Origin of the sequence: Agrococcus baldri (assembly GCA_900114805.1) — a bacterium.
GTDB lineage: Bacteria > Actinomycetota > Actinomycetes > Actinomycetales > Microbacteriaceae > Agrococcus > Agrococcus baldri.
Window position 1 is genome coordinate 91,351 of sequence record FOZN01000004.1, and the last position, 23,587, is coordinate 114,937.

At 71.8% G+C, this 23,587-nt stretch carries 25 protein-coding genes; 21 read left to right on the forward strand and 4 right to left on the reverse strand.

The annotated features are described in order from the left end of the window. Positions 1 to 27 precede the first annotated feature (27 nt). The 7 genes from BM288_RS12050 to ndk all read left to right on the forward strand — a co-directional run bounded on the left by BM288_RS12050 (position 28) and on the right by ndk (position 8,721). Positions 28 to 1,266: a sensor histidine kinase gene (locus BM288_RS12050; protein WP_092919160.1), complete on the forward strand. Its 1,239-nt coding sequence runs from the start codon at positions 28 to 30 to the stop codon at positions 1,264 to 1,266. Continuing rightward, positions 1,254 to 1,946: a LuxR C-terminal-related transcriptional regulator gene (locus BM288_RS12055; protein WP_092919161.1), complete on the forward strand. Its 693-nt coding sequence runs from the start codon at positions 1,254 to 1,256 to the stop codon at positions 1,944 to 1,946. The genes BM288_RS12050 and BM288_RS12055 overlap by 13 nt, the downstream gene beginning before the upstream one ends. Continuing rightward, positions 1,943 to 2,779 carry a DUF4097 family beta strand repeat-containing protein gene (locus BM288_RS12060; protein WP_092919162.1) on the forward strand — a complete coding sequence of 279 codons (837 nt, stop codon included), beginning with the start codon at positions 1,943 to 1,945 and terminating at the stop codon, positions 2,777 to 2,779. Before BM288_RS12055 ends, BM288_RS12060 begins: the two co-directional genes overlap by 4 nt. A 269-nt stretch (positions 2,780 to 3,048) precedes the next feature. Continuing rightward, positions 3,049 to 6,354: an isoleucine--tRNA ligase gene (gene ileS / locus BM288_RS12065; RefSeq protein WP_092919163.1), complete on the forward strand. Its 3,306-nt coding sequence runs from the start codon at positions 3,049 to 3,051 to the stop codon at positions 6,352 to 6,354. Next, on the forward strand, positions 6,351 to 7,847 hold the full coding sequence (locus tag BM288_RS12070; protein WP_318255542.1) for a bifunctional folylpolyglutamate synthase/dihydrofolate synthase: 1,497 nt from the start codon (positions 6,351 to 6,353) through the stop codon (positions 7,845 to 7,847). The genes ileS and BM288_RS12070 overlap by 4 nt, the downstream gene beginning before the upstream one ends. After that, positions 7,844 to 8,281 carry a DUF4233 domain-containing protein gene (locus BM288_RS12075; protein WP_092919164.1) on the forward strand — a complete coding sequence of 146 codons (438 nt, stop codon included), beginning with the start codon at positions 7,844 to 7,846 and terminating at the stop codon, positions 8,279 to 8,281. The genes BM288_RS12070 and BM288_RS12075 overlap by 4 nt, the downstream gene beginning before the upstream one ends. A 29-nt stretch (positions 8,282 to 8,310) precedes the next feature. Next, entirely contained in the window at positions 8,311 to 8,721 is a 411-nt protein-coding gene (ndk, locus tag BM288_RS12080; RefSeq protein ID WP_092919165.1) for a nucleoside-diphosphate kinase, read from the forward strand. 119 nt (positions 8,722 to 8,840) lie between these two features. On the opposite strand, the gene BM288_RS12085 is transcribed toward ndk, so the two are convergent. Continuing rightward, a complete protein-coding gene (locus BM288_RS12085) occupies positions 8,841 to 9,461 on the reverse strand; it encodes a vitamin K epoxide reductase family protein (RefSeq protein ID WP_092919166.1) in 621 nt (206 codons plus the stop codon). 42 nt (positions 9,462 to 9,503) lie between these two features. On the opposite strand from BM288_RS12085, the gene leuE reads away from it, so the two are divergent. Continuing rightward, a complete protein-coding gene (leuE, locus tag BM288_RS12090) occupies positions 9,504 to 10,187 on the forward strand; it encodes a leucine efflux protein LeuE (RefSeq protein ID WP_092919167.1) in 684 nt (227 codons plus the stop codon). A 192-nt stretch (positions 10,188 to 10,379) separates the two neighbouring features. Continuing rightward, positions 10,380 to 13,040 (forward strand): Rne/Rng family ribonuclease, encoded by a 2,661-nt coding sequence (locus BM288_RS12095; RefSeq protein ID WP_092919788.1) that lies wholly within the window; start codon positions 10,380 to 10,382, stop codon positions 13,038 to 13,040. A gap of 73 nt (positions 13,041 to 13,113) precedes the next feature. Here the strand turns inward: BM288_RS12095 and BM288_RS12100 are convergent, their stop codons facing one another. After that, a complete protein-coding gene (locus BM288_RS12100; RefSeq protein WP_092919168.1) occupies positions 13,114 to 13,383 on the reverse strand; it encodes a DUF4031 domain-containing protein in 270 nt (89 codons plus the stop codon). Between the two features lie 178 nt (positions 13,384 to 13,561). On the opposite strand from BM288_RS12100, the gene rplU reads away from it, so the two are divergent. The 11 genes from rplU to rsfS all read left to right on the forward strand — a co-directional run bounded on the left by rplU (position 13,562) and on the right by rsfS (position 21,245). Further along, the gene (gene rplU / locus BM288_RS12105; protein WP_092919169.1) at positions 13,562 to 13,870 is read left to right on the forward strand and encodes a 50S ribosomal protein L21; all 309 of its coding nucleotides are present in this window, start codon (positions 13,562 to 13,564) and stop codon (positions 13,868 to 13,870) included. A 13-nt stretch (positions 13,871 to 13,883) separates the two neighbouring features. After that, positions 13,884 to 14,141, forward strand: coding sequence for a 50S ribosomal protein L27 (gene rpmA / locus BM288_RS12110; protein ID WP_092919170.1), 258 nt, complete (start codon positions 13,884 to 13,886; stop codon positions 14,139 to 14,141). An 82-nt stretch (positions 14,142 to 14,223) separates the two neighbouring features. Next, positions 14,224 to 15,753 carry a GTPase ObgE gene (obgE, locus tag BM288_RS12115; RefSeq protein ID WP_092919171.1) on the forward strand — a complete coding sequence of 510 codons (1,530 nt, stop codon included), beginning with the start codon at positions 14,224 to 14,226 and terminating at the stop codon, positions 15,751 to 15,753. Further along, positions 15,750 to 16,529, forward strand: coding sequence for a glutamate 5-kinase (gene proB / locus BM288_RS12120; protein ID WP_092919172.1), 780 nt, complete (start codon positions 15,750 to 15,752; stop codon positions 16,527 to 16,529). Before obgE ends, proB begins: the two co-directional genes overlap by 4 nt. A gap of 70 nt (positions 16,530 to 16,599) precedes the next feature. Beyond that, complete coding sequence (locus tag BM288_RS12125; RefSeq protein WP_318255543.1) at positions 16,600 to 16,965, forward strand: GNAT family N-acetyltransferase; 366 nt, start codon at positions 16,600 to 16,602, stop codon at positions 16,963 to 16,965. 175 nt (positions 16,966 to 17,140) lie between these two features. Further along, on the forward strand, positions 17,141 to 17,491 hold the full coding sequence (locus tag BM288_RS12130; RefSeq protein WP_092919173.1) for a hypothetical protein: 351 nt from the start codon (positions 17,141 to 17,143) through the stop codon (positions 17,489 to 17,491). A gap of 85 nt (positions 17,492 to 17,576) precedes the next feature. After that, entirely contained in the window at positions 17,577 to 18,839 is a 1,263-nt protein-coding gene (locus tag BM288_RS12135) for a glutamate-5-semialdehyde dehydrogenase (RefSeq protein ID WP_092919174.1), read from the forward strand. A gap of 35 nt (positions 18,840 to 18,874) precedes the next feature. Next, positions 18,875 to 19,060: a hypothetical protein gene (locus BM288_RS12140; RefSeq protein ID WP_092919175.1), complete on the forward strand. Its 186-nt coding sequence runs from the start codon at positions 18,875 to 18,877 to the stop codon at positions 19,058 to 19,060. 10 nt (positions 19,061 to 19,070) lie between these two features. Further along, positions 19,071 to 19,667, forward strand: a complete 597-nt coding sequence (gene nadD, locus BM288_RS12145; RefSeq protein ID WP_092919176.1) for a nicotinate-nucleotide adenylyltransferase — start codon at positions 19,071 to 19,073, stop codon at positions 19,665 to 19,667. Then, on the forward strand, positions 19,664 to 20,854 hold the full coding sequence (locus BM288_RS12150; protein ID WP_092919177.1) for a hypothetical protein: 1,191 nt from the start codon (positions 19,664 to 19,666) through the stop codon (positions 20,852 to 20,854). The genes nadD and BM288_RS12150 overlap by 4 nt, the downstream gene beginning before the upstream one ends. Positions 20,855 to 20,870: 16 nt before the next feature. Beyond that, positions 20,871 to 21,245 (forward strand): ribosome silencing factor, encoded by a 375-nt coding sequence (gene rsfS / locus BM288_RS12155; RefSeq protein ID WP_092919178.1) that lies wholly within the window; start codon positions 20,871 to 20,873, stop codon positions 21,243 to 21,245. Between the two features lie 87 nt (positions 21,246 to 21,332). On the opposite strand, the gene BM288_RS12160 is transcribed toward rsfS, so the two are convergent. Continuing rightward, on the reverse strand, positions 21,333 to 22,211 hold the full coding sequence (locus BM288_RS12160; RefSeq protein ID WP_318255544.1) for a VOC family protein: 879 nt from the start codon (positions 22,209 to 22,211) through the stop codon (positions 21,333 to 21,335). Between the two features lie 81 nt (positions 22,212 to 22,292). On the opposite strand from BM288_RS12160, the gene BM288_RS12165 reads away from it, so the two are divergent. Further along, complete coding sequence (locus tag BM288_RS12165; protein WP_177220380.1) at positions 22,293 to 22,880, forward strand: cyclodeaminase/cyclohydrolase family protein; 588 nt, start codon at positions 22,293 to 22,295, stop codon at positions 22,878 to 22,880. 52 nt (positions 22,881 to 22,932) lie between these two features. Here BM288_RS12165 and BM288_RS12170 read toward each other — a convergent pair whose 3' ends face one another. Beyond that, the gene (locus BM288_RS12170) at positions 22,933 to 23,406 is read right to left on the reverse strand and encodes an Lrp/AsnC family transcriptional regulator (RefSeq protein ID WP_092919181.1); all 474 of its coding nucleotides are present in this window, start codon (positions 23,404 to 23,406) and stop codon (positions 22,933 to 22,935) included. Positions 23,407 to 23,587 lie beyond the last annotated feature (181 nt).

Below are 23,587 nucleotides of genomic sequence, written 5' to 3' on the forward strand. Positions count from 1 at the left end.
GGCGCTCGCGCGGCCTAGCGTTGAGGCATGCAACGAACCGGTCCGCTCCTGGCCACGATCGCGCACCTCGCGATCCTCGGCTCCATCGGCATCCCCATCCTGATCACGATCGTCACGCTGGCCGCGGCCGGCATCGGCACCCTCGTGGTGCTGGTCGGGTTCCTGCTGCTGGCGCTCGCGCTGCTGGGCATCCTCGCGGTCGCCTGGTTCGAGCGCGAACGTGTCGCGGGCCTCTACGGCGTCGACGTGCCGGCCGCGGTCTTCCGCCCCTCGTACCGCACCGACTGGCTGCGCCTGCCCCACCGCCTGCTGCGCATCCTCACCGACGGCCAGCACTGGCGAGCGGTGCTCTCCTTCTTCCTCGCGAGCCTGTTCGGCGCCCTCACGCTGCCGCTGCTGACGCTCGTCGGCATCGGCGTCCCGCTCGCGCTCGCGGGTCTCGGGGACGCCGAGCGAGTCGGGATCCCGCTCACCTCGATCGCCGTGCCCGTCGAGTGGGCACCGCTGGTCGGGCTGCTCTCGCTGGTCGCCGGCATCGCCGGCACCATCGCGCTCGCCGTCGCGCATCGCAACATCACCACGGGCCTGCTCGTGCCCGACGACCGCGAGCGCCTCGAGCGCGAGGCCCGCGCGGAGCGCGAGCGCCGCCACGGCGCCGTGCGCGCGGCCGACTTCGACCGCACCCGCATCGAGCGCGACCTGCACGACGGCGTCCAGCCAAGGCTTGTCTCGATCGCGATGCAGCTGGGCATGGCGCGCGACAAGATCGAGAGCGACCCGGTGGCCGCGATGCAGCTGATCGACGAGGCCCACGCGTCGTCGAAGTCGGCCGTCACCGAGCTGCGCCAGGTCGCCCGCGGCATCCATGTCGCCGTGCTCGACGACCGCGGCCTGGACGCCGCCGTCTCAGCACTCGCGGCCCGCAGCGTCGTGCCGGTCGAGATCGACGCCCGCATCGAGAACCGCTGCAGCCGCGACGCCGAGACCGCCGTCTACTTCGCGATCGCCGAGGGCATCACGAACGCGCAGAAGCACTCCCGTGCCAGCCGCATCCGCATCGCCATCCGCACGCGCCGATCCGAGACCGGCACCGCCTCGCTGTGGGCGCGGGTCGAGGACGACGGCATCGGCGGCGCCGAGCGCCAGCCCGGCGGCGGCATCGACGGGCTCGCCAACCGCGTCGCCGGCGTCGGCGGCACGCTCACCATGTCCAGCCCCGCCGGGGGCCCGACCGCGATCGAGGTGGACGTCCCGTGCGCATCCTGATCTGCGAGGACAGCGTCCTGCTCCGCGAGGGCATCGCGCGCCTCCTCACCGACGCCGGCCACGACGTGGTCGCGCAGCTGCCCGACGCGACCGCGCTCGAGGCCGCCATCGCCGCCCACGACCCCGAGCTCGCGGTGCTCGACGTGCGCATGCCGCCGACGCGCACCAACGAGGGCATCCTCGCCGCGATCGGCATCCGCTCGCGCGGCGAGCGGCCCCGGGTGCTGGTGCTCTCGCAGTACGTCGAGGAGCGCTACGCGGCCGACCTGATCGCCAGCGGCACCGCGGGCTTCGGCTACCTGCTGAAGGACCGCGTCGCCGACGTGCGCGACTTCCTCGCCGCCGTCGAGCAGGTCGCCGCGGGCGGCACCGTGCTCGACCCGGAGGTCGTCAGCCAGCTGCTCGCGCGCCGCCGCCGCGACACCCGCATGGAGCGCCTCACCCCGCGCGAGCGGCAGGTGCTCGCACTCATGGCGGAGGGCTCGTCGAACCAGACGATCGCCGACCGCCTCTACGTCTCGGCCGGCAGCGTCGAGAAGCACATCTCCGCCGTGTTCCAGAAGCTCGAGCTCGAGCCCGAGGACGGCAACCGCCGCGTGCTCGCGGTGCTCGCGCACCTCGACGCCCCCACATCCACCGACCAGACCAGCGCGCCCGACGCGACCGGAGGCATCCGATGACCATCCCCACCCCCACGAGCACCAGCCGCCCTGGCCGCTGGATCAGCATCGTCGTGATCGTGCTCGGCGCGATCGCCATCCTCTACGGCGTCGGCGGCGGGGTGCTGCGCGGCTTCGGCTCGCACCAGGCCACCAGCAACGACTACAGCGCCGACGCGAGCGGTGTCGAAGAGCTGCACATCGACAGCTCGGCATCGGCGTTCGAGATCCGCTTCGCCGACGTCGACGAGGCGACGCTCGAGGTCACCACCAACGGCGGCCCGGTGCAGCAGTGGCGCCTCGAGCGGGAGGGCGATGTGCTCTCGGTCGACACCGACTGGCGCTGGAACTGGCTCGGCTTCGGCATCATCCTCGGCGACCGGGTCGGCGAGGAGCGCGCCGTCCTCACCCTGCCCGCCGAGCTCGAGCACCGCGGCCTCGGCCTCGAGGTGGGCGTCTCCGCCGGCAGCTTCGAGGCCTCGGGCGACTGGGGTGCCGCCTCGGTCGAGCTGAGCGCCGGCGACGTCGACCTCGCGGGCACGGCCGAGTCGCTCGCGGTCGAGGTCTCGGCCGGGGAGGCGCGCATCGAGGTGGGCACCGCTGGAGCCGTCGACCTCGACGTGAGCGCCGGCCGCATCGTCGGCTCGCTGTCGGGGGAGCAGCCCGCATCGATCGACGCCCGCGTGAGCGCGGGCCGCATCGACCTGTCCATCCCGGACGGCGAGTACGCGGTGACGGAGGAGACCTCCGCCGGCAGCTCCGACGTGCACGTGGTCGACGACCCCAGCGCCACCTCCACGATCGACGTGCAGGTGAGCGCCGGCAACGTGACGCTGCGCGGCGAGGGGCGCTGAGCCCGAGCGTGGCGAGGGCCGGATCGGCGCGGTAGGATCTCTCCTACACGCACTGATCCGGCCATCACCGGGGAGCGGTCGGCAGAACGGCAGTCGGGCATCGTGAGGTGCAGGGCGGCTCACTAGATCCGAACGGGGCAGGCCCGTCACAGCCGATGGCCCGCAGCAGGCGCGGGCACGAAGCGGCGGGCCGGAAGGCCTGCAAGCGGGGTGGTACCGCGCGAGAGCGTCCCCGCATCCGAGAATCATGAGGATGCAGGAGACCCAGCGTGACCGACCAGCCTTCGACCCACCCGGCCAGGTACCCGCTCTCGAGCGACGAGCCCGTCGTCGCCAGCCCGAACCTGCCGGCTCTCGAAACCGGCATCCTCGCCTTCTGGAAGGGCGACGACACCTTCCGCGCCTCCGTCGAGCAGCGGCAGGGCTGCCCCGAATGGGTCTTCTACGACGGCCCGCCGTTCGCCAACGGGCTGCCGCACTACGGCCACCTGCTCACCGGCTACGCCAAGGATGTCTTCCCGCGCTTCCACACCATGCGCGGCAAGCAGGTGCCGCGCGTGTTCGGCTGGGACACCCACGGGCTGCCCGCCGAGCTCGAGGCGATGAAGCAGCTCGGCATCACCGAGAAGGCCGAGATCGAGTCGATGGGCGTCGACGTGTTCAACGAGCACGCGCGCGCCTCGGTGCTGGAGTACATGGACGAGTGGGAGGCCTACGTCACCCGCCAGGCCCGCTGGGTCGACTTCGACGGCGGCTACAAGACCCTCGACCTCACCTACATGGAGAGCGTCATCTGGGCGTTCAAGACGCTGCACGACAAGGGCCTCGCCTACGAGGGCTACCGGGTGCTGCCGTACTGCTGGCGCGACGAGACGCCGCTGTCGAACCACGAGCTGCGCATGGACGACGACGTCTACCAGGATCGCCAGGACACCACGCTCACCGTCACCTTCCCGTTCACGGGTGAGGGGGCGGATGCGGCGGGCCTGTCGGGCGTGCAGGCACTGGCCTGGACGACCACGCCGTGGACGCTGCCGACGAACCTCGCGCTCGCGGTGGGGCCCGCGATCGACTACGTGGTCGTGCCCGCAGGGCCGAACGGCACGTCTGCCGGCGGAGGGTCCTTCCTGCTCGCCGCCGACACGGTCGCCGGCTACTTCAAAGATCTCGGCTACGACTCCGCCGAGGAGGCGCTCGCCGCTGTCGCGCGCACGCTGCCCGGCAGTGATCTCGCAGGCATCACCTACGAGCCCCTGTTCGACTTCTTCGCCGACGCATCCGAATGGGGCACCGAGCACGCCTTCCAGATCCTCGTCGACGACTACGTCGCCACCGGCGAGGGCACCGGCATCGTGCACCAGGCGCCCGCCTACGGTGAGGACGACCAGCGGGTCGCGAACGCCGCCGGCATCCCCACGATCCTCTCGGTCGACGACGGCGGCCGCTTCCTCGACGTGGTGGCGCCGGTCGCGGGCGAGCAGGTCTTCGACGCGAACAAGACGCTCTCGCGGCTGCTCAAGGACGCCGGCCGCGTGCTGCGCCAGGCGAGCTACGTGCACTCCTACCCGCATTGCTGGCGGTGCCGCAACCCGCTGATCTACAAGGCGGTCTCGAGCTGGTTCGTGAAGGTCACCGACATCAAGGACGACCTGCTGGCCGCGAACGAGCAGATCAACTGGGTGCCCGAGAACGTCAAGCACGGCCAGTTCGGCAAGTGGCTCGAGGGCGCGCGCGACTGGTCGATCAGCCGCAACCGCTACTGGGGCAGCCCGATCCCGGTGTGGAAGAGCGACGACCCGAACCACCCGCGCATCGACGTGTACGGCTCGCTCGACGAGCTCGAGCGCGACTTCGGCGTGCGCGTCACCGACCTGCACCGGCCGGCGATCGACGAGCTGACGCGGCCCAACCCCGACGACCCGAGCGGCAAGAGCACCATGCGCCGCATCCCCGACGTGCTCGACGTCTGGTTCGACTCGGGCTCGATGCCGTTCGCGCAGTTCCACTACCCGTTCGAGAACACCCGGTGGTTCGAGGAGCACAGCCCCGCCGACTACATCGTCGAGTACATCGGCCAGACGCGCGGCTGGTTCTACGTCATGCACGTGCTGTCGGTGGCGCTGTTCGGCCGGCCGGCGTTCGAGAACGTCATCAGCCACGGCATCATCCTCGGCGACGACGGCTTCAAGGCCTCGAAGTCGCGCCGCAACTACCCCGACGTGAACGAGTCGTTCGACACGTACGGGTCGGATGCGGTGCGCTGGAACCTGATGCAGGGCTCGATCCTGCGGGGCGGCAACTTCATCGTCTCGGAGGAGGGCATCCGCGAGGCGCTGCGGCAGTTCCACCTGCCGCTGTGGTCGACCTGGTACTTCTTCTCCACCTACGCCAACCGCGCCGCCGACGGCCAGCCGTACCTGGCGAAGCGCTCGACGGCGTCCACCGATGTGCTCGACCGCTACATCCTCGCGAAGCTGCGCGAGACGGTGGAGACAGTGACGGATGCGCTGGAGCGCCTGGATGCCACCGGTGCCACCTGGGCGGTGCGCGAGTTCCTCGACGTGCTCACCAACTGGTACGTGCGGCGCTCGCGCGACCGCTTCTGGACCGGTGTGTCGTCCGACGGATCCGGAGCGGAGGCGTTCGACACGCTCCACACGGTGCTCGAGACGCTCACCCGCATCGCTGCGCCGCTGTCGCCGCTGGTGACCGAAGAGGTCTGGAAGGGCCTCACCGGTGGCCGCTCGGTGCACCTGACCGACTGGCCGCAGGTCGACCGTGCCGGCGACGACGCACTGCCGGCCGATCCCGAGCTGGTCGCGCAGATGGATGCGGTGCGCGCGATCGCCTCGGTCGGCAACGCCCTGCGCAAGCAGGCGCGCAAGCGCGTGCGGCTGCCGCTGCCGACCCTCACGGTCGTCGGTGCCGTCGACGTCAGCGCGTTCACCGGCGTGCTGCGCGACGAGCTCAACGTGCGCGAGATCGTGCTGGAGGCCGCCGCGGACGACGCGCTCGAGCGCTACGGCATCTCCCGTCGGCTGCAGGTCAACGCTCGTGCGGCGGGACCGCGCCTGGGCAAGGACGTGCAGCGGGCCATCCAGGCCGCGCGCGCCGGCGACTGGTCGGTCGCGGCCGACGACTCCGGCGCCGAGACCGTCACCGCCGGCGGCATCGCGCTGGCCGAGGGCGAGTACGAGCTCGCGCTCGAGGTCGCCGACGAGACGGCCGCGGTCGGCTTCCTGCCGGCCGGCGGCTTCGTGGTGCTCGACACCGCGACCACGCCCGAGCTCGAGGCCGAGGGGCTCGCGCGCGACGTCGTGCGCGCCGTGCAGTCGGCGCGCAAGGACGCCGGGCTCGACGTGAGCGACCGCATCCGCCTCACTCTCGGCTCGGACGGTCACGGTGTGGCGGCGCTCGAGGCCAACGGCGAGCTCGTCAAGGCGGAGACGCTCGCCGTCGAGCTCACGCTCGAGCGCATCGACGACACCATGGGCGAGCTGGCCGACGGCCGCACCGCCCACCGGGTGGGCGACGGCTCGCCGCTGGCGATCACGATCGAGAAGGCACAGGCATGACGGACGAGACAGGCATGACGGACGAGACCGGCATGACGGACGAGACCGGCGCAGCGCACATCGACGACCGCATCCTCGCCTCGCTCGAGCACGCTGAGGCGGCGGAGGCCGCCTACCAGGCGCTGCTGGAGAGGGCGGGGGAGGCGGCGGTCGAGCCGCGCATCGAGGCGACCAGGCGCGCGGTCGAGCTGCTCGGGGATCCGCAGCGGCTTTACCGCGTGATCCACATCACCGGCACGAACGGCAAGGGCTCGACCGCGCGCATCATCGACACGCTGCTGCGCGCCCACGGGCTGCGCACGGGCGTGCTCACGAGCCCGCACCTCGAGCGCGTCAACGAGCGCATCCTGATCGACGGCGAGCCCGTGACGGACGAGGCGTTCGCCCAGGGCTACGAGGACATCGCGCCGTTCCTCGACATGGTCGACGCCGAGCTCGCCCAGCAGGGCCAGCGCCGGCTGACGTTCTTCGAGGCGTTCACCGTGCTCGCCTTCGCCGTCATGGCGGATGCGCCGGTGGACGTCGCGGTGCTCGAGGTCGGCATGGGCGGCACCTGGGACTCCACCAACGTCGCCGACGGCGACGTCGCGGTCATCACCCCGATCGCGCTCGACCACACCAACCGGCTGGGCACGACGGTCGAGGCCATCGCGGGCGAGAAGGCCGGCATCATCAAGCCCGACGCCATCGTCGTCTCGGCCGCGCAGTCTGTGGAGGCGCTGGCCGTGCTCGAGGCGCGTGCCGAGGAGATGGGCGCACGGCTGCTCGTCGACGGGCGCGACTTCTCGCTCACCGAGCAGTCGGTCGCGGTCGGCGGTCAGCTCATCACCGTCAAGGGGCTCGCGGCCGAGTACATCGACCAGCTGGTGCCGCTCATGGGCGCGCATCAGGGCCGCAACGCAGCGCTCGCGCTCGTGGCGGTCGAGGCGTTCCTGGGCGGCGGCGCGCAGCCGATGACCGCCGAGGTGCTCGCCGACGGCCTCGCCGCGGTCAGCTCGCCCGGCCGGCTCGACACCATCGGCGCCGAGCCGCTCGTGATCGCCGACGCCGCCCACAACCCGCACGGCGCCGCCGCGCTGCGCGCCGCGCTGGGGGAGTACTTCGGGCTCGAGCGCGTCACGCTGGTACTGGGCGTGCTGGTGGGGAAGGACGCGACCGGCGTGCTCACCGAGCTCGAGCCGGTGATCGACGAGGTCGTGGTGACGCAGTCGAGCTCCGAGCGCGCGCTCGATGCCGACGAGCTCGCGGCGCAGGCCGTCGCGGTGCTGGGCGCCGACCGGGTGCTGGTCGAGACCGACCTCGAGACCGCCGTCGAGACCGCCCGCGACGCGGCGGCCGACCGCGGCGGCGCAGTGGTCGTCACAGGGTCGATCACGCTGCTCGGCGACGTCATCGGCCACGCCCGCGAAGCCGGCTGGCTGCTGCGGCCCGACGCACGCAGGCAGGCCGCCACCGTGCAGCTGGACGCGCCGGAGCTGGAGGGGGAGCAGTGAGCGCCGAGACGAACGAGCCGCGCGAGGCCGAGCCGAACGCATCCGCCGGTCCTGCCAAGGCGCGCAGGCCGCGCCCCGCGCGCGGAGCGATGGAGGCGCTGCTGCGCATCACGCACACGCTCGAGGTCGCCGGCCTCGCCTTCGGCACGCTCGCCGTCTGGGGCGTCTCGCGCGACTGGCCGCAGCCGGTGGCGTTCGCGGTCGTCGCGGTGCTGCTGCTGGCGACCATGCCGCTGCTGGCCCGCCCGTGGGGATGGGCCGTAAGCCTCGCGCTGCAGGTCGCGCTCGCAGCCCTGACGCTCGTCGAGCCGGTGTGGGGCGTCGTCGCGCTGGTGTTCATCATCCTGTGGGTCTACTGCTTCGTGAAGGCGCGCGGCATCGAGCGGGGCCGCCGCGCGGCAGGGCTCGATCCGCGCGGCGCACCGGGGCAGTAGGGGCCGTTCCGCTCGGTAGGCTGGCAGGCATGCAGAGCACCCTCGTCCTCATCAAGCCCGACGGCGTCCAGCGCCAGCTGACCGGCACCATCCTCGCCCGCATCGAGGCGAAGGGCTACGTGGTCACCGACCTGCGCCTCGTGCAGCCCGACAGGACCCGCCTCGAGGAGCACTACGCCGAGCACCAGGGCAAGCCCTTCTTCGAGCCGCTCGTCGAGTTCATGCTCTCGGGCCCCTCGGTCGCGATCCGCCTCGAGGGCGACCGCGTCATCGAGGGCTTCCGCTCGCTCGCCGGCACCACGGACCCGACCACCGCCGCGCCCGGCACGATCCGCGGCGACCTGGGCCGCGACTGGGGCCTGAAGGTGCAGCAGAACCTCGTGCACGGCTCCGACTCCGAGGAGTCGGCAGCGCGCGAGCTCGCGCTCTGGTTCGACTGAGTCAGCCTGGCGCAGTCACCGCGCGCGATGCCTGACGCCACCACGACGACGGATGCGCTGCGGCACCGGGTTCCAGGACCCGACGGCCGCAGCGCATCCGTCGTCTCAGGGCCGCTCGATCAGAAGCCGCTGAAGAGGTAGCGCGGGATGCCGGGGAGCGCGATCATGATCGTGAGCACCACGATCACCGCGAGCGCGAGCGAGAGCACCCAGCCCCAACTCGTGAACCTGGCCGCGACCCGGCGGAATCCGGCTCCGGCGGGCAGCGCGCCCGAGCCGAAGCCCCAGACCCACAGCGGGAAGCTCATGGCGTACATGGCCATCCACACCAGGAAGCACCAGGGGCAGACGAAGCCGAGGAAGAAGATCGACTGCTGCGCCAGCCAGAGCACGAACGCGAGGCCGCCCAGCACGCCGAGCGAGAACACCGTCCACACCCAGCGCGGCATCGCCACCCGGCCCAGCGTCAGCGCCCCCATGATGATCGGAGCCGGGAACGCCATGAGACCCAGGAACGGGTTCGGGAAGCCGAACGCCTCGCCCTGCTGCGAGCCCATCGCGCCCGAGCAGGTCAGGAACGGGTTGAAGTCGCAGCCGAGGGAGGCCTGCGGGTTCTCGAGCAGCTCGATCTTGTCGACCGAGAGCGCGAAGGCGCCGAGGAGCCCGGCGAGCCCGGTGATGATCAACAGCACGCCGAGCCAGAGCGGCGCCGTGAAGTGGGCGGGTCGAGCGTCAGACATGTGGCCTCCTGCGCAACATTCAATCAGTGCCGGAGCCCGGTCATGAGCCTCGACGCGGCCACTCTTGCCGCATTCACAGCAGGCGTCGTCGTGATCGTGCTGCTGCCGGGTGCGAACAGCCTGTTCGTGATCGCCACCGCCCTGCGCGCCGGCCGCGGTGCGGGCTTCCGCGCGATGCTCGGCGTCTTCGTCGGCGACGCGGTGCTGATGGTGCTCGCGGTGCTCTCGGCGCAGGCGCTCTCGGCGAACCCGCTCATCTTCCGCGTGCTCACGTGGGCCGGCGCCGCCTACCTGCTCTGGCTCGCGTACGGGCTGGTGCGCAGCGCCGTCGACCGCATCCGCGCCAAGCGCCGGCGGCAGGCGGAGCCGGCGCCGACCGAGAACCCGACCCAGCCGATCGAGGTGCCGAACCCGATCATCGCCCGCCCGCGGCTCGCGCCCTTCCGCACCGCGCTCATCACGAGCCTGCTGAACCCGAAGGCGATCCTGTTCTTCGCCTCCTTCTTCGTGCAGTTCATCGACCCGCAGTCGCCCACGCCGCTGGTCGACATCGCGGTGCTGATGCTCATCCTCGAGCTGGCCTCGGCGCTGTACCTGACGGTGCTGGTGCTGGTGGGCTCGCGCATCGGGCGGAGCGTGCAACCGCAGGGCTGGCTCGCGATCTTCGGCACGCTGGCGGCCGCGGCGGCCTTCGTGGCGCTCGCCGTGCGCGTGGTGCTGCCGTAGCGGGCGCGCCCGCGTGCGGTAGAGTTGCCGGCAGCGCGCCCGACGGGCGCACGCACAAGTTTCTCCGGGCAGCCTGACTGGCCCGGGCCGCTCCCGCGAGGGGGCGAGTTGCAAGGATTCGCGCCGGGCGAGCCCCGGGCCGCGAGCGAGATGTCGATCGGCGGCGCCGGTCGCGACAGGAGTACGCCAGAGATGGCCGACAACACAGCGAACCTCCCCGCAGAGGGCAACGAGCCGAACGCCGACGACGCGACGATCGAGGCCCCGACCGAGACGGCCCCCGCCGCCGAGCAGCCTGAGAAGCCCAAGCGCAAGCGGGTCTCGACGCGCAAGGCGCCGGCCGCTGCCGAGACCGAGGCGCCAGTGATGCCTGAGACGCCAGTGAAGACTGAGGCGTCGGATGCGTCGGGCGAACCGGCGACGGATGCGTCGGCCGACGCGACCGAGACCGTGCCGGCGGCGGATGCCTCGGCTGACGCGACTGCGGCTGCGGCCGAGGCTGCCACCGAGCAGGAGCCGGGCCACGAGCCCGGGCTGCTGGACCCGGCGACGTCGGCTCCGACCGCGTCGCATGGGGACGCATCCGCTGTCTCGTCCGACGAGCAGGCCGCCGACCCGCTGGCCGCCGCGAAGGTGCTGCCCGCGGTGCCCGCCGGCCCGTTCGGGCTGCTGTTCCATGCGCCCGATCTGGAGGCGCTGCCGGCGCTGCCCGCCACGCGCTCGTACGCCGACGATGACGACGAGGACGACGACGACGACGACTTCGACGGCCGCTCGCAGCGCGGCCGTCGCTCCTCGCGCCGCAACCGCCGCACGCGTCGCGGCGACAGCGATGACGACGGCGGCAGCAGCCGGCCGCTCATCACCGAGCCGCAGAAGGTCAAGGGCTCGACCAGGCTCGAGGCTAAGCGCCAGCGCCGCCGCGAGGGCCGCGACGCCGGTCGTCGCCGCACGGTGGTGACCGAGACCGAGTTCCTCGCCCGCCGCGAGTCGGTCGAGCGGCAGATGATCGTGCGCTCGAAGCACGACCGCGTGCAGCTGGCGGTGCTCGAGGACGGCGTGCTGGTCGAGCACTACGTGGCGAAGTCGTCGGAGTCGAGCCTGATCGGCAACGTCTACCTCGGCCGCGTGCAGAACGTGCTGCCGAGCATGGAGGCCGCCTTCGTCGACATCGGCCGCGGCCGCAACGCCGTGCTGTACTCCGGCGAGGTCGACTGGGATGCCGCAGAGCTCGAGGGCCAGCCGCGCAAGATCGAGCTCGCACTCAAGCCCGGCGACACCGTGCTCGTGCAGGTCACGAAGGATCCGGTGGGCCACAAGGGCGCCCGACTGACCAGCCAGATCTCGCTGCCCGGCCGCTACCTGGTGTCGGTGCCCGGCGGCTCGATGAACGGCATCTCGCGCAAGCTGCCCGACACCGAGCGGGCGCGCCTGAAGAAGATCCTCAAGCAGGTGCTGCCCGAGGGTGTCGGCGTCATCGTGCGCACCGCCGCCGAAGGCGCCACCGAGGAGCAGCTGACGAACGACGTCGAGCGCCTCACCCGCCAGTGGGAGCGCATCCAGCAGCAGCGTCAGTCGGGCTCCGCGCCGCTGCGCCTGCACGCCGAGCCCGACCTGCTGGTCAAGATCGTGCGCGACGTCTTCAACGAGGATTTCGGCAAGCTCGTCATCCAGGGCTCCGAGGCGCTCGAGACCATCCGCGAGTACCTCGAGGCCATCGCACCCGACCTGATCGACCGCGTCGAGGCCTACGAGGGCACCGACGACCCCTTCTCGCACTTCCGCATCTCGGAGCAGATCGACAAGGCGCTCGATCGCAAGGTGTTCCTGCCCTCCGGCGGGTCGCTGGTGATCGACCGCACCGAGGCGATGACCGTCGTCGACGTCAACACGGGCCGCTTCGTCGGAGCCGGCGGCAACCTCGAGGAGACGGTCACCAAGAACAACCTCGAGGCCGCTGAGGAGGTCGTGCGCCAGCTGCGGCTGCGCGACATCGGCGGCATCATCGTGATCGACTTCATCGACATGGTGCTCGAGTCGAACCGCGACCTCGTGCAGCGGCGCCTTATCGAGTGCCTCTCGCGCGACCGCACGAAGCACCAGGTGGCAGAGGTCACGAGCCTGGGCCTCGTGCAGATGACGCGCAAGAAGCTGGGCCTCGGCCTGCTCGAGTCGTACTCTGAGGCGTGCGAGGTGTGCGCCGGCCGCGGCATCATCGTGCACCACGAGCCGGTCTCGAAGTCGCAGCGCCAGGCCGACAGCGGCGGCAACGGCACCAGCCGTCGCCGGGGCCGCGGCGGCAAGCAGAGCGACCAGCAGCAGCACCAGCAGAGCGGCAACGGCGGCGGCACCCACGCCATCACCGACGACATGCGCAAGGGCCTGTCGCAGATCGCCTCGGCGGCCAAGGGCAAGCACCCGGAGGGCGAGCAGGAGCACGCCGCGGCCGAGGCGGAGGTGGAGCCGCCGCAGCAGTCGGCGCCCGAGCAGGCGCAGCAGCAGTCGGCGCCCGAGCAGACGCAGTCGGAGCAGTCCGGCCGTGAGCGCGGCGGCCGCCGGTCCAACCGGCGCCAGGGCCGCGACCGCTCGCAGGAGCCGGTCTCCGGCATCGTCGAGCCCTCGAAGCAGGCGGTCGAGCAGGTGGCGGCCGAGCCGGTCGTGACGATTCTCGACATCCCGGTCGAGCCCCACCAGGAGCAGCCGGCCCGCAAGGCGACCGAGAACGACCTCGACGGGCTGCTCGGCAGCGCGCTCGACGCGCTCGCCGCTCCCGCGCCCGGCACCGGCAAGGCGGCTCGCCGCTCGCGCCGCGCCTCCTCCGGCGTGATCACGGCCAAGCCCGACGAGCAGTAGTCGCTGGTCGCTACCAGCGCGTCGGGCAAGCCGCCATTCGATCGGCGACACTTGGTCGGTCGACAGCCGCGGCTTAGTCGCGGCGGTCGCGCTCCTTGACGCGCAGGCCGCTGGCGATCAGCCGGCGCACGAGCTCCTTGGGGCCGACGCGCGTCGCGCCCATGGCCACGAGCGCGTCGATCCGCTCCGCGGGGACGTCGTAGTGGTCGTGGTCGAAGCCGCGCGCGGGGATGCCGGCACGGCGCGCGAAGGCGTGCAGCTCGTCGAGGCTCGTGTCGCTCACCATGTGCGCCCAGAAGCGATCGTGGGCCGGCCAGAGCGGGTCGTCGACGAGGATCGCCATCCGGCAACGGTAGCGCCGACGACCGAGGCGGGCGGATGCGCGACGCGCGGTGCGCTCGTGTTGACCGAGAACGACGATTGCCTGTATCGTTGTTCGCTGGCGCAAGTCGCATTTCGTGCGCGCGCCGAAAGCTTCGTCCCGGTACGGCCGGGAGTCGTTCCAACAGTGAGGATCCAACGTGGTGTACGCAATCGTGCGCGCCGGCGGCCGGCAGGAGAAGGTCGAGGTCGGTACCGTTCTCGTCGTCGACCGCATCGCCGGTGACGACAACGGCAATGTCGAGCTGGCCCCCGTGCTGCTCGTCGACGGCGACAAGGTGACGTCGGACGTTGCTGACCTCGCCAAGGTCAAGGTGACGGCAGAGATCGTGACCGACCTGCGCGGCCCGAAGATCCGCATCCAGCACTACCGCAACAAGACCGGCTACAAGCGCCGCATGGGCCACCGCTCGGAGCTCACGCGCCTGAAGATCACCGGCATCAAGTAAGGGGCTCGCAGAGATGGCACATAAGAAGGGCGCATCGTCCACCCGCAACGGTCGTGACTCGAACGCGCAGCGCCTCGGCGTGAAGCGCTTCGGCGGCCAGGTCGTCAAGGCCGGCGAGATCATCGTCCGCCAGCGCGGCACCCACTTCCACCCCGGCGCAGGCGTTGGCCGCGGCGGCGACGACACGCTGTTCGCCCTCGAGGCCGGCGCTGTCGAGTTCGGCGCGAAGGGCGGCCGCAAGGTCGTCAACATCGTCGCTGCAGCCGAGTAATCAGCGCACGCGCGACACTGACATCCCGATGAACGGGGCGGGCTTCGGCTCGCCCCGTTCTCGCATCTAGAGGAGACACACCATGGCGACATTCGTCGATCAGGTCACACTGCACCTGCGTGCCGGCAACGGCGGCCACGGCTGCGTCTCCGTCAAGCGCGAGAAGTTCAAGCCGCTCGCCGGCCCCGACGGCGGCAACGGCGGCGACGGCGGCGACATCGTGCTGGTCGCCGACCCGCAGGTGACGACGCTGCTCGGCTACCACCGGGCGCCGCACCGCGCGAGCGAGAACGGCCAGCCCGGTATGGGCGACCACCGCGCCGGCACCACCGGCGCCGACCTCGAGCTGCCCGTGCCGGTCGGCACGGTGGTGACCGATGCCGACGGCGAGCAGCTCGCCGACCTCACGCAGCCGGGCATGCGCATCGTCGTCGGCCCCGGCGGCCAGGGCGGGCTCGGCAATGCCGCACTGTCGAACCAGAAGCGCCGCGCCCCCGGCTTCGCGCTGCTCGGCACGCCCGGCTTCGAGGGCGACATCACGCTCGAGCTGAAGACCGTCGCCGATGTCGCGCTGGTGGGCTTCCCGAGCGCCGGCAAGTCGAGCCTCGTGGCCGCCATGAGCGCCGCGCGCCCCAAGATCGCCGACTACCCGTTCACGACCCTGCACCCGAACCTCGGCGTGGTCGAGTCGGGCCAGTCCCGCTACACGATCGCCGACGTGCCGGGCCTCATCGAGGGCGCGAGCGAGGGCAAGGGCCTCGGCCTCGAGTTCCTGCGCCACGTCGAGCGCTGCTCGGCGCTGCTGCACGTGATCGACTGCGCGACGCTCGAGCCCGGCCGCGACCCGGTCAGCGACCTCAAGGTGATCCTCGCCGAGCTGGCCGCCTACCCGGTGCCGGAGGGGCAGACGCCGCTGCTCGAGCGCCAGCAGCTCGTCGCCCTCAACAAGATCGACGTGCCCGAGGCCGCCGAGCTCGCCGCGTTCGTGCGCGAGGAGATCGAGTCCATGGGCTTCCGCGTCTTCGAGATCTCGACGGTCGCCCACAAGGGGCTGCGCGAGCTCTCGTTCGCGCTCGCCGAGATCGTCGAGGCCGACCGCGAGGCCAAGTCGGCCGAGCCTGAGCCCGAGCGCATCGTGCTGCGGCCGAAGGCGATCGACGACACCGGCTTCCGGGTCAAGGTCGAGGGCACGCACGCCGGCCCGGTCTACCGCATCCTGGGCGCCAAGCCCGAGCGCTGGGTGCAGCAGACCGACTTCCGCAACGACGAGGCCGTCGGCTATCTCGCTGACCGTCTCGCCAAGCTCGGCACCGAGGATGCGCTGCTCAAGGCCGGTGCGGTCGCCGGCGCGACCGTCGTGATCGGCCCGGGCGCCGGCATCGTCTTCGACTGGGAACCCACCATCGCCTCCGCCGCCGAGCTGGTCGGCAACCGCGGCACCGATCCGCGCCTCGATCGCAATGACCGCCGCACCACGCAGGAGCGCCGCGAGGAGTACCACCGCCGCATGGACGCCAAGCAGGCGGCCCGCGACGGCCTCGCGCAGGAGCGCGACGCCGCCCGTTGGACCGAGGACAGCGTCGAGGTGGAGCGCTGGGACGAGGACGCATGACGTCGCTCGACCGCAGTGCGGGCGAGCTGATCGTCATCAAGGTCGGCTCCTCGTCGATCTCGGGCGATCGCCGTGCCCAGATCGAGCCGCTCGTCGACGGGCTCGCGGCGCTGCACCGCACGGGCCGCGTCATCCTGGTCTCCTCCGGCGCCATCTCCACCGGCATGCCGTTCCTGGGCCTGCAGGAGCGCCCGGCCGACCTGCCCATGCAGCAGGCCGCGGCGGCCGTGGGGCAGAACGTGCTGATGAACCGCTACCAGCGCAGCCTCTCGCGCCACGAGGTGATCGCGGCGCAGATCCTGCTCACCGCATCCGACATGGACATGGACTCGCACAGGGTGAACGCCCGCAACGCGCTCGAGCGGCTGATGGAGCTGCGCATGCTGCCGATCGTGAACGAGAACGACACGGTCGCCACGCACGAGATCCGCTTCGGCGACAACGACCGGCTCGCGGCACTGGTCGCCAAGCTCGTCGGTGCCGATCGGCTCATCCTGCTCTCGGACATCGAGGCGCTGCGCACCGCACCGCCCGACGAGCCCGGCTCCGAGTCGATCAGCCACGTGCCGTACGGCGACCCGCTCGAGGGCGTGCGCCTGGGCGCCAGCGGCAGCCACATCGGCTCCGGCGGCGCGATGACGAAGGTGGATGCGGCGCGTCTCGCCGCCGACGCCGGCGTGCGCGTGACGGTCACCGCGACCCCGCTACTCGAGCGGCTGGTCGCGGGGGAGCGGCTGGGCACCGAGTTCGAGCCGAACCCCCAGCCGGAGGGCTGAGCCGGGTGGGCGGGGCCGCAGCGCCCGTCGAGCAGCTCGGCAGTGCCGACGCTGCGGAGGCCGTAGCGCTGTGGCAGACCGGCGGCCTCGCCCGCCCCTGAAACGCGCCCGAGGCCGACTTCGCCCGCGCGGTCGACCGTCTCGCATCGGCCGTGCTCGGCATCCGCGACGGCGGAGCGCTCGTCGCCACCGTGATGGTCGGCCACGACGGCCACGCGGCTGGGTCTCCTACCTGGCCGTCGACGCCTCGCACCGTCGACAGGGCGTCGGCGCACGGCTGTTGCGGGCGGCAGAGGCATGGATCGTCGAGCACGGCGGCGTCAAGCTGCAGCTGATGGTGCGCGCCGACAATGAGGCTGCCACCGGCTTCTACCGGGCGATCGGCTACGAGCAGCAGGCCGTGACCGTGCTGGGACGGCGGCTCGCGGACGGCTGATGTCGGCGATGAACGCACTCTCCACAGGTGGCGGATTCCGCACGTCCCGTTGTCGCACCCTCCTGGCACCATCGGCCTCCTCAGCAGTGAGTGCAGCGGTGCCGCGCACGGGCGCGTCGCGCTGTGACCGAACGGAGGGAAGACGATGGCCGAGTGCGAAGACTGCCGACGGGACATGCTCGAGGCAGCAACCTGCACCGTGGATGCGTTCATCATCCGGGGCGAACGGTTCGACCGGTTGCGCCAGGCCGGCGCCCGCGCCGGGCGGGACGGCCGCTGCGGCGACTGCGGCGTCCAGCGCCAGGGCTTCCACCACTACGGCTGCGATATGGAGGCGTGCCCGCGTTGCGGGAGGCAGCTGCTCTCCTGCGGCTGCGGCGACGATCCCGATGACGACGAAGTCGTGGACATCATGGCGGTCGCGGGCGGCGTCGTCGTGCACCCGGCCGCGCTCCGCGGACTCCATGTCGCCGCCGGACGGTTCCCCTTCAAGGACGCGGACGGCCTGACCCGACATCGGCCGTGAGCCCGCCGCAACGGGCAGGGCGACCGAGCGCGAGCTGTCCGCTGCACCAGCGGTGCGCGCATTCGTCGCGGCCTAGGATCGAACCATGGCCGCCGAGCTCCCGACCGACGACTTCGACGCGCTGCTGACCGACTCGCAGCGCGCCTCCCGCGCGCTCGGCGTCGCTCCCGCGCCGCAGCGCCACGCCGCCATCCTCGCCATCGCTGAGGCGATCGAGGCAGCGAGCGACGACATCCTCGCCGCCAACGCCGCCGACCTCGAGCGCGGCCGCGGGACCGGGCTCGCCGAGGGCATGCTCGACCGTCTGCTGCTCGATCGGGAGCGCATCGCCGGACTCGCCGCGGCCGCCCGGCAGCTCGCAGAGCTGCCCGACCCGATCGGCGAGGTGCTGCGCCAGCGCACGCTGCCCAACGGGCTCGACCTCACCGAGGTGCGCGTGCCGTTCGGCGTCATCGGCGTCATCTACGAGGCCCGCCCGAACGTGACGGTCGACCTGGCCTGCATCGCGCTCGGCTCGGGCAACGCGGTCGTGCTGCGCGGCGGCTCGGCGGCCGAGCAGACCAACGCCGTGCTCGTCGAGGCCATGCAGGGCGCCATCGAGGCGGCCGGCCTGCCGCGCGCATCGGTGCAGACCATCGACCGCTTCGGCCGCGACGGCGCCGGGCGCCTGATGCGCGCCCGCGGGCTCGTCGACCTGCTCGTGCCGCGGGGGAGCGCCGCACTCATCGAGCGCGTCGTCACCGAGTCGACCGTGCCCGTCATCGAGACCGGCGCCGGTGTCGTGCATGCGTTCGTGGACCGGGCGGCGCAGCTGCCGATGGCGCTCGAGATCGTGCTGAACGCCAAGACCCAGCGCACGAGCGTCTGCAACGCGCTCGAGACGGTGCTCGTGCACCGCGACATCGCCGACACCGCGGTGCCCGCGCTCGCCGAGGCCCTCCAGCAGGCAGGCGTCACCGTGCACGCCGACGGCCCGCTGCCGGGCGCCGCGCGCACGGAGCCGCTGGGCGAGAGCGGCTGGTCGACCGAGCACCTGTCGATGGATGTCGCGATCGGCGTCGTCGACGACCTCGACGCCGCCATCGAGCACATCAACCGCTATGGCACGCACCACACCGACACGATCGTGACCGAGGACGCGGATGCGGCCGGCACGTTCCTGGCACAGGTGGACTCCGCGGTCGTGATGCACAACGCATCCACCCGCTTCACCGACGGCGGCGAGTTCGGCTTCGGCGCCGAGGTGGGCATCTCGACGCAGAAGTCGCACGCCCGCGGCCCCATGGGGCTGACCGAGCTGACCAGCACGAAGTGGATCGTGCGCGGCACCGGTCAGGTGCGCGCCTGAGCCGCCACTGCTCGCCACCGCGCTAGGATCGAGGCATGAACCTGCTCGCACTCGCCGCAGCCGCTGAGGCCGAATCGGCCACTGCCGCTCTCGAACCCTTCATCGCCGCCGGCATCACCGCAGCGGTCTTCATCATCTCCGCCATCGTGCTGCGCTCCTTCCGCGACGTCGCCCACCGCTCCGCCGGTGCCGCGACGACGGCTGCCGACCCGCACCACTGACGCAGGCGACGTGGCAGATCGCCGCCGACGCCTCGGCATCATGGGCGGCACGTTCGACCCCATCCACAACGGCCACCTCGTGGCCGCCAGCGAGGTGGCGCAGCACTTCGACCTCGACGAGGTCGTCTTCGTGCCCACCGGTGAGCCCTACCTGAAGCCCGACGTCTCGCCGAGCGAGGACCGCTACCTGATGACGGTCGTCGCGACCGCCTCGAACCCGCGCTTCAAGGTCAGCCGCGTCGACATCGACCGCGACGGGCCGACCTACACGATCGACACCCTGCGCGACATCCGCGAGCAGCAGCCCGACGCCGACCTGTTCTTCATCACGGGGGCGGATGCCTTCACCTCGATCGTGGAGTGGAAGGACGTCGACGAGCTCTGGGAGCTCGCGCACTTCGTCGCCGTCACCCGCCCGGGCCACCAGGTCTCCATCACCGGGTATCCGCCGGACCGTGTCTCACTGCTGGAGATCCCCGCACTTGCGATATCCTCGACCGATTGCCGAGCGCGCGTGAGCGCCGGCTATCCCGTCTGGTATCTCGTGCCGGACGGGGTGGTTCAATACATCAGCAAGCACGACCTGTACCGGAGACTCTCAGCATGACTGACGCGAACGAAGAACGGCCGCTGACGCGGCGCGAGCTTCGGGCGCGCGAACGCGCTGCCGAGCTCGCCCAGACCGGCGGCGTGCCGCCGGTGCCCGAGGAGGCGTCCGACGCTGCCGCGTCCGCTCCCGAGCAGCTCGGCCGCCACTCCACGCCGAGCGTGCCGGCGGCATCCGCCGAGCGCGTCGAGCTCGCCGAGACGGAAGCGCTCGATCTCCGTGAGGTGCGCCAGCAGCCCGGGGCCGCTCCGGGTGAGGACGACAAGGGCGCCACCTCGAAGCCGCTCGGCCGCTTCTTCGGCCGCAAGAAGGACAAGGCGGCGCAGCAGCCCGCCCCTGAGACCACCGCCGAGGCCACCGTCGAGCCGGTCGACGAGCCCGTCGGTCTGGGCGTGCTCGAGGCCGAGCTGACGGACGGGGCGCCCAGCGCTCCCGCGCCCGGTGGCGCACCCGCCGCCGGCAGCGCATCCGTGCCCGCACCCTCCTCTGCGCGCCGCTCGAGCGCGCAGATCGATGACGTGCAGGGCCTCGACACCGTCGACGACGCCGAGGTCGACGACCTCGAGATCGACGAGGTGCTGGTCGAGCAGCCGCGCGTCTCGTCGCGCCGCGTCGCAGAGGTCACGCCCGCAGAGCTCGAGGACCGCCGCGGTGCCTCCGCAGATGACGAGAGCCTCACCGTCACCGGCCCCAGCCGTGGCCAGTCGCAGCGCCTGCCGGTGATCGTCAACGTCGTCTCCGACACCTCTGAGCACCACATCGCCGACCTGCGCGAGCAGGGCGTCGCCGGCAGCAGCGGCACCTCGACCTCGTCGTTCACGGCGAACGCGCTCGTGCTGCCCGCCGGCAGCGAGAGCCCCGACTTCACCCTCGAGGGCGACGACGGCCTGCTCGTCACCGGTTCGATCGACGTGCCGGAGGGCTTCGCCTCCTCGGGTCGCGGTCGCGCATCGATCGACGGCAACGACGTCGACTCCGATGTCGCCGAGGGCGAGGTCTCGAGCCCCGAGACGGCGCCCGTGCGCGCCTCGAAGGCGGTCTCCTCGTACGCGAACGCGCGCGTGCAGATCGCACCGCAGAAGCAGCGGACCAATGCCTGGCCGGTGGTCATCGGTGTGGGCGCCGGCGCATTCGTCGTCGGCGTCGGCACGGTGCTCTTCCTCGCGATCTCGCAGGGCTGGCTCTGATCGACGGGAGTGCGCGATGAGCGCGGATGAGAAGGCGATCGCGCTCGCGCGTGTCGCAGCACGCGCAGCCGACAAGGCCCTCGGCGTCGACCAAGTGGCGCTCGACGTCTCCGGCCAGCTGCCGCTCACGGATGTGTTCCTGCTCGTCACGGGCCGCAACGAGCGCCAGGTCAGCGCGATCGCCCGCGACATCGAGGATGCGCTGCATCCCGAGGGTGCCAAGCCCGTGCGCCGCGAGGGCCGGGCCGACGGCCGCTGGGTGCTGCTCGACTTCTCCGACATCGTGGTGCACGTCTTCCACGAGGAGGAGCGCACCTACTACCAGCTCGAGCGGCTGTGGCGCGATGCGCCGGTCGTCGACCTGCAGCTGCCGGAGCACCCGGCCGAATAGCCCTCGCGCGACAGGTATAGGGCAGTGTGCTCGAGCCCCTGTCGAGTTCGAGCGAACCGCCCGATACGTGCGCGTCTCGCGTACGGGTTACGCCGCGACGGGCGTGAGGGTGATGAGGTTCGCCCACGGGTCGTCGAAGCGGATGCTGCGCCCGTCGTCGGCGATCGGGACGCCCGCGGTCGTGAGCCGCTCGCGCGCCGCGCCCAGCGCATCCGCATCGGGCACCCGGATCTCGACCCGGCCGAGGCCGAGCGTGTCGGCGCGGCGGCCGGCGCCGCGCGAGTTCCAGACGTTCATCGCCATGTGGTGGTGGTAGCCGCCGGCGCTGACGAACAGCGCCGTGTTGCCGAGCGAGGTGGTCTCGGCGAAGCCGAGCGCGCCGACGTAGAACTCGCGCGCGGTGGCGACATCGCCGACCTGCAGGTGCACGTGGCCGACCTTCGCATCCACGGGTGCCGTGGACGACTGCCCGAAGGTGCCGCGATCGAGGTGCTCGTTCACGAAGCGGTTCGGGTCGATGAACTCGGTGGTCATGTAGACCTGGCCGTTCGACCAGCGCCACTGCTCGCGCGGGCGGTCGACGTAGAGCTCGACGCCATTGCCGTCGGGGTCGGCGAAGTAGAACGCCTCGGAGACGTGGTGGTCGCCGGTGCCCGCGAACTGGATGTTCGGGATCTGCGTCATCCGCACGACCGCCGCGGCCAGGGCCGCGTGCGTGGGGTAGAGGATGGCCGTGTGGAAGAGGCCGGCGTCTGCCGGGTTGGGCCCGCGCAGATCGGGCGCCTCCTCCAGCACCAGGATGGTGCGGCCGTCGACGCCCAGCTCGACCACGCCGGGCCGCTCGGCGACGTGCTCGAGGCCGACGCCGGCGGTGTACCAGTGCACCAGGCGCGCCAGGGATGCGGTCTTCAGCATCACCGGGCCCATGTCGGTGGCGTCGGGCAGCAGATCGATCGTGGTGTTCATCAAGTCCTCCGAGGTGTGCAACGCGGATGCGTGCGGTGCATTCCGAGGGCATCGCACCCAGGCGGGCTTAGGCTTCGGCATGTGAGCGAGCCGACGAGCGAGAGCGTGTGGTCGCTGCGCGCCGACGAGCTGCTCCGACGCACCGCGTCGCCGGAGCCGACGCCGGGCAACGGCTCGATCGCTCCGGTCTCCGGCGCGCTCGGGATCGGGCTCGTGCTGATGGCGCTCGCCATCACCGACGAGCCGCCCGCAGCGCTGCGCGAGCGCGGGGACGCGCTGCTCAGCAGCGTCGTCGCGACCGCCGACCGGGACGTCGCGGTGTTCCGCGCCGTGCTCGACGCGCGCGGCATGCCCGAGCGCGACGAGGCCGAGCGCGCGGCGCGCGGCGACGCCATCGAGCGTGCGACGCTCACGGCCGCAGAGGTGCCGCTCGACCTCGCCACGGCGCTGCGCGATGCGCTCGAGCTCGCAGCCGATGCGGAGCCGCTCGTCAAGCCTGCGCTCGTGAGCGACGTGCGCGCCGGCGCCGACATCATCGCGGGTGCCGCACGAGCAGCCCTGCGCGCCACCGAGCTCAACCTCGAGGTGCTGGAGCGCTCCGGCAGCGCTGCCGCGCGGAGTCTGCGAGCCCGCCATGATGCGCTCGTGAGCGCGCTGCAGCGGCGCTGATGCCGCGCAGGCCCCGCATCATCGACGGCCCAGCGTCATCGACGGCCCAGCGTCATCGACGGCCCAGGTCGCGTTCGAGCACCGGCGCGAGCCGGAAGGGGATCAGCTCGCCCATCGACAGCCACGTCTCGGTGCGCTCGACGCCCTCGCAGGCGAGCACGAGCTTGTTGACGCGGTAGAGATCCTCGGCGTCGCGGCACACCACGCGCACGAGCACATCGGCCTGGCCCGAGAGTCCGAACGCCTGCACGACCTCGGGGATCTGCCGCAGCTGCTCGACCACCGAGTCGATCTTCGGCTGGTCGACGTGCGTCGCCATGAAGACCGTCAGCGGGTAGCCGAGCGCCGCGGCGTGGAACCTGCGGTCGAAGCCCTGTAGCGCATCCGAGGCCTCGAGCGCGGCCACCCGGCTCTGCACGGTGTTGCGCGCGAGACCCAGCTGCTCGGCGATCGCGGCGTTCGTGCTCCGCGGATGCCTGGTGAGCTCGAGCAGGATCTTCCGATCGGTGTCATCGACGGTGCGCATGATGCGCAATCTAGCGCACACCCGCTCGTCGCGAAATGCGCGACCTGCGCAGCCAGCGTGTCGCTGATTGCGCGAAGTGCCAGACGGGGCTACCTTCGGAGCACAGATCTTCGGACAACCCGTCCCGTCGATCCGACCGGCGCCCACAAGGCGCTCGAACGAGGAGGTTCGATCGTGTCGA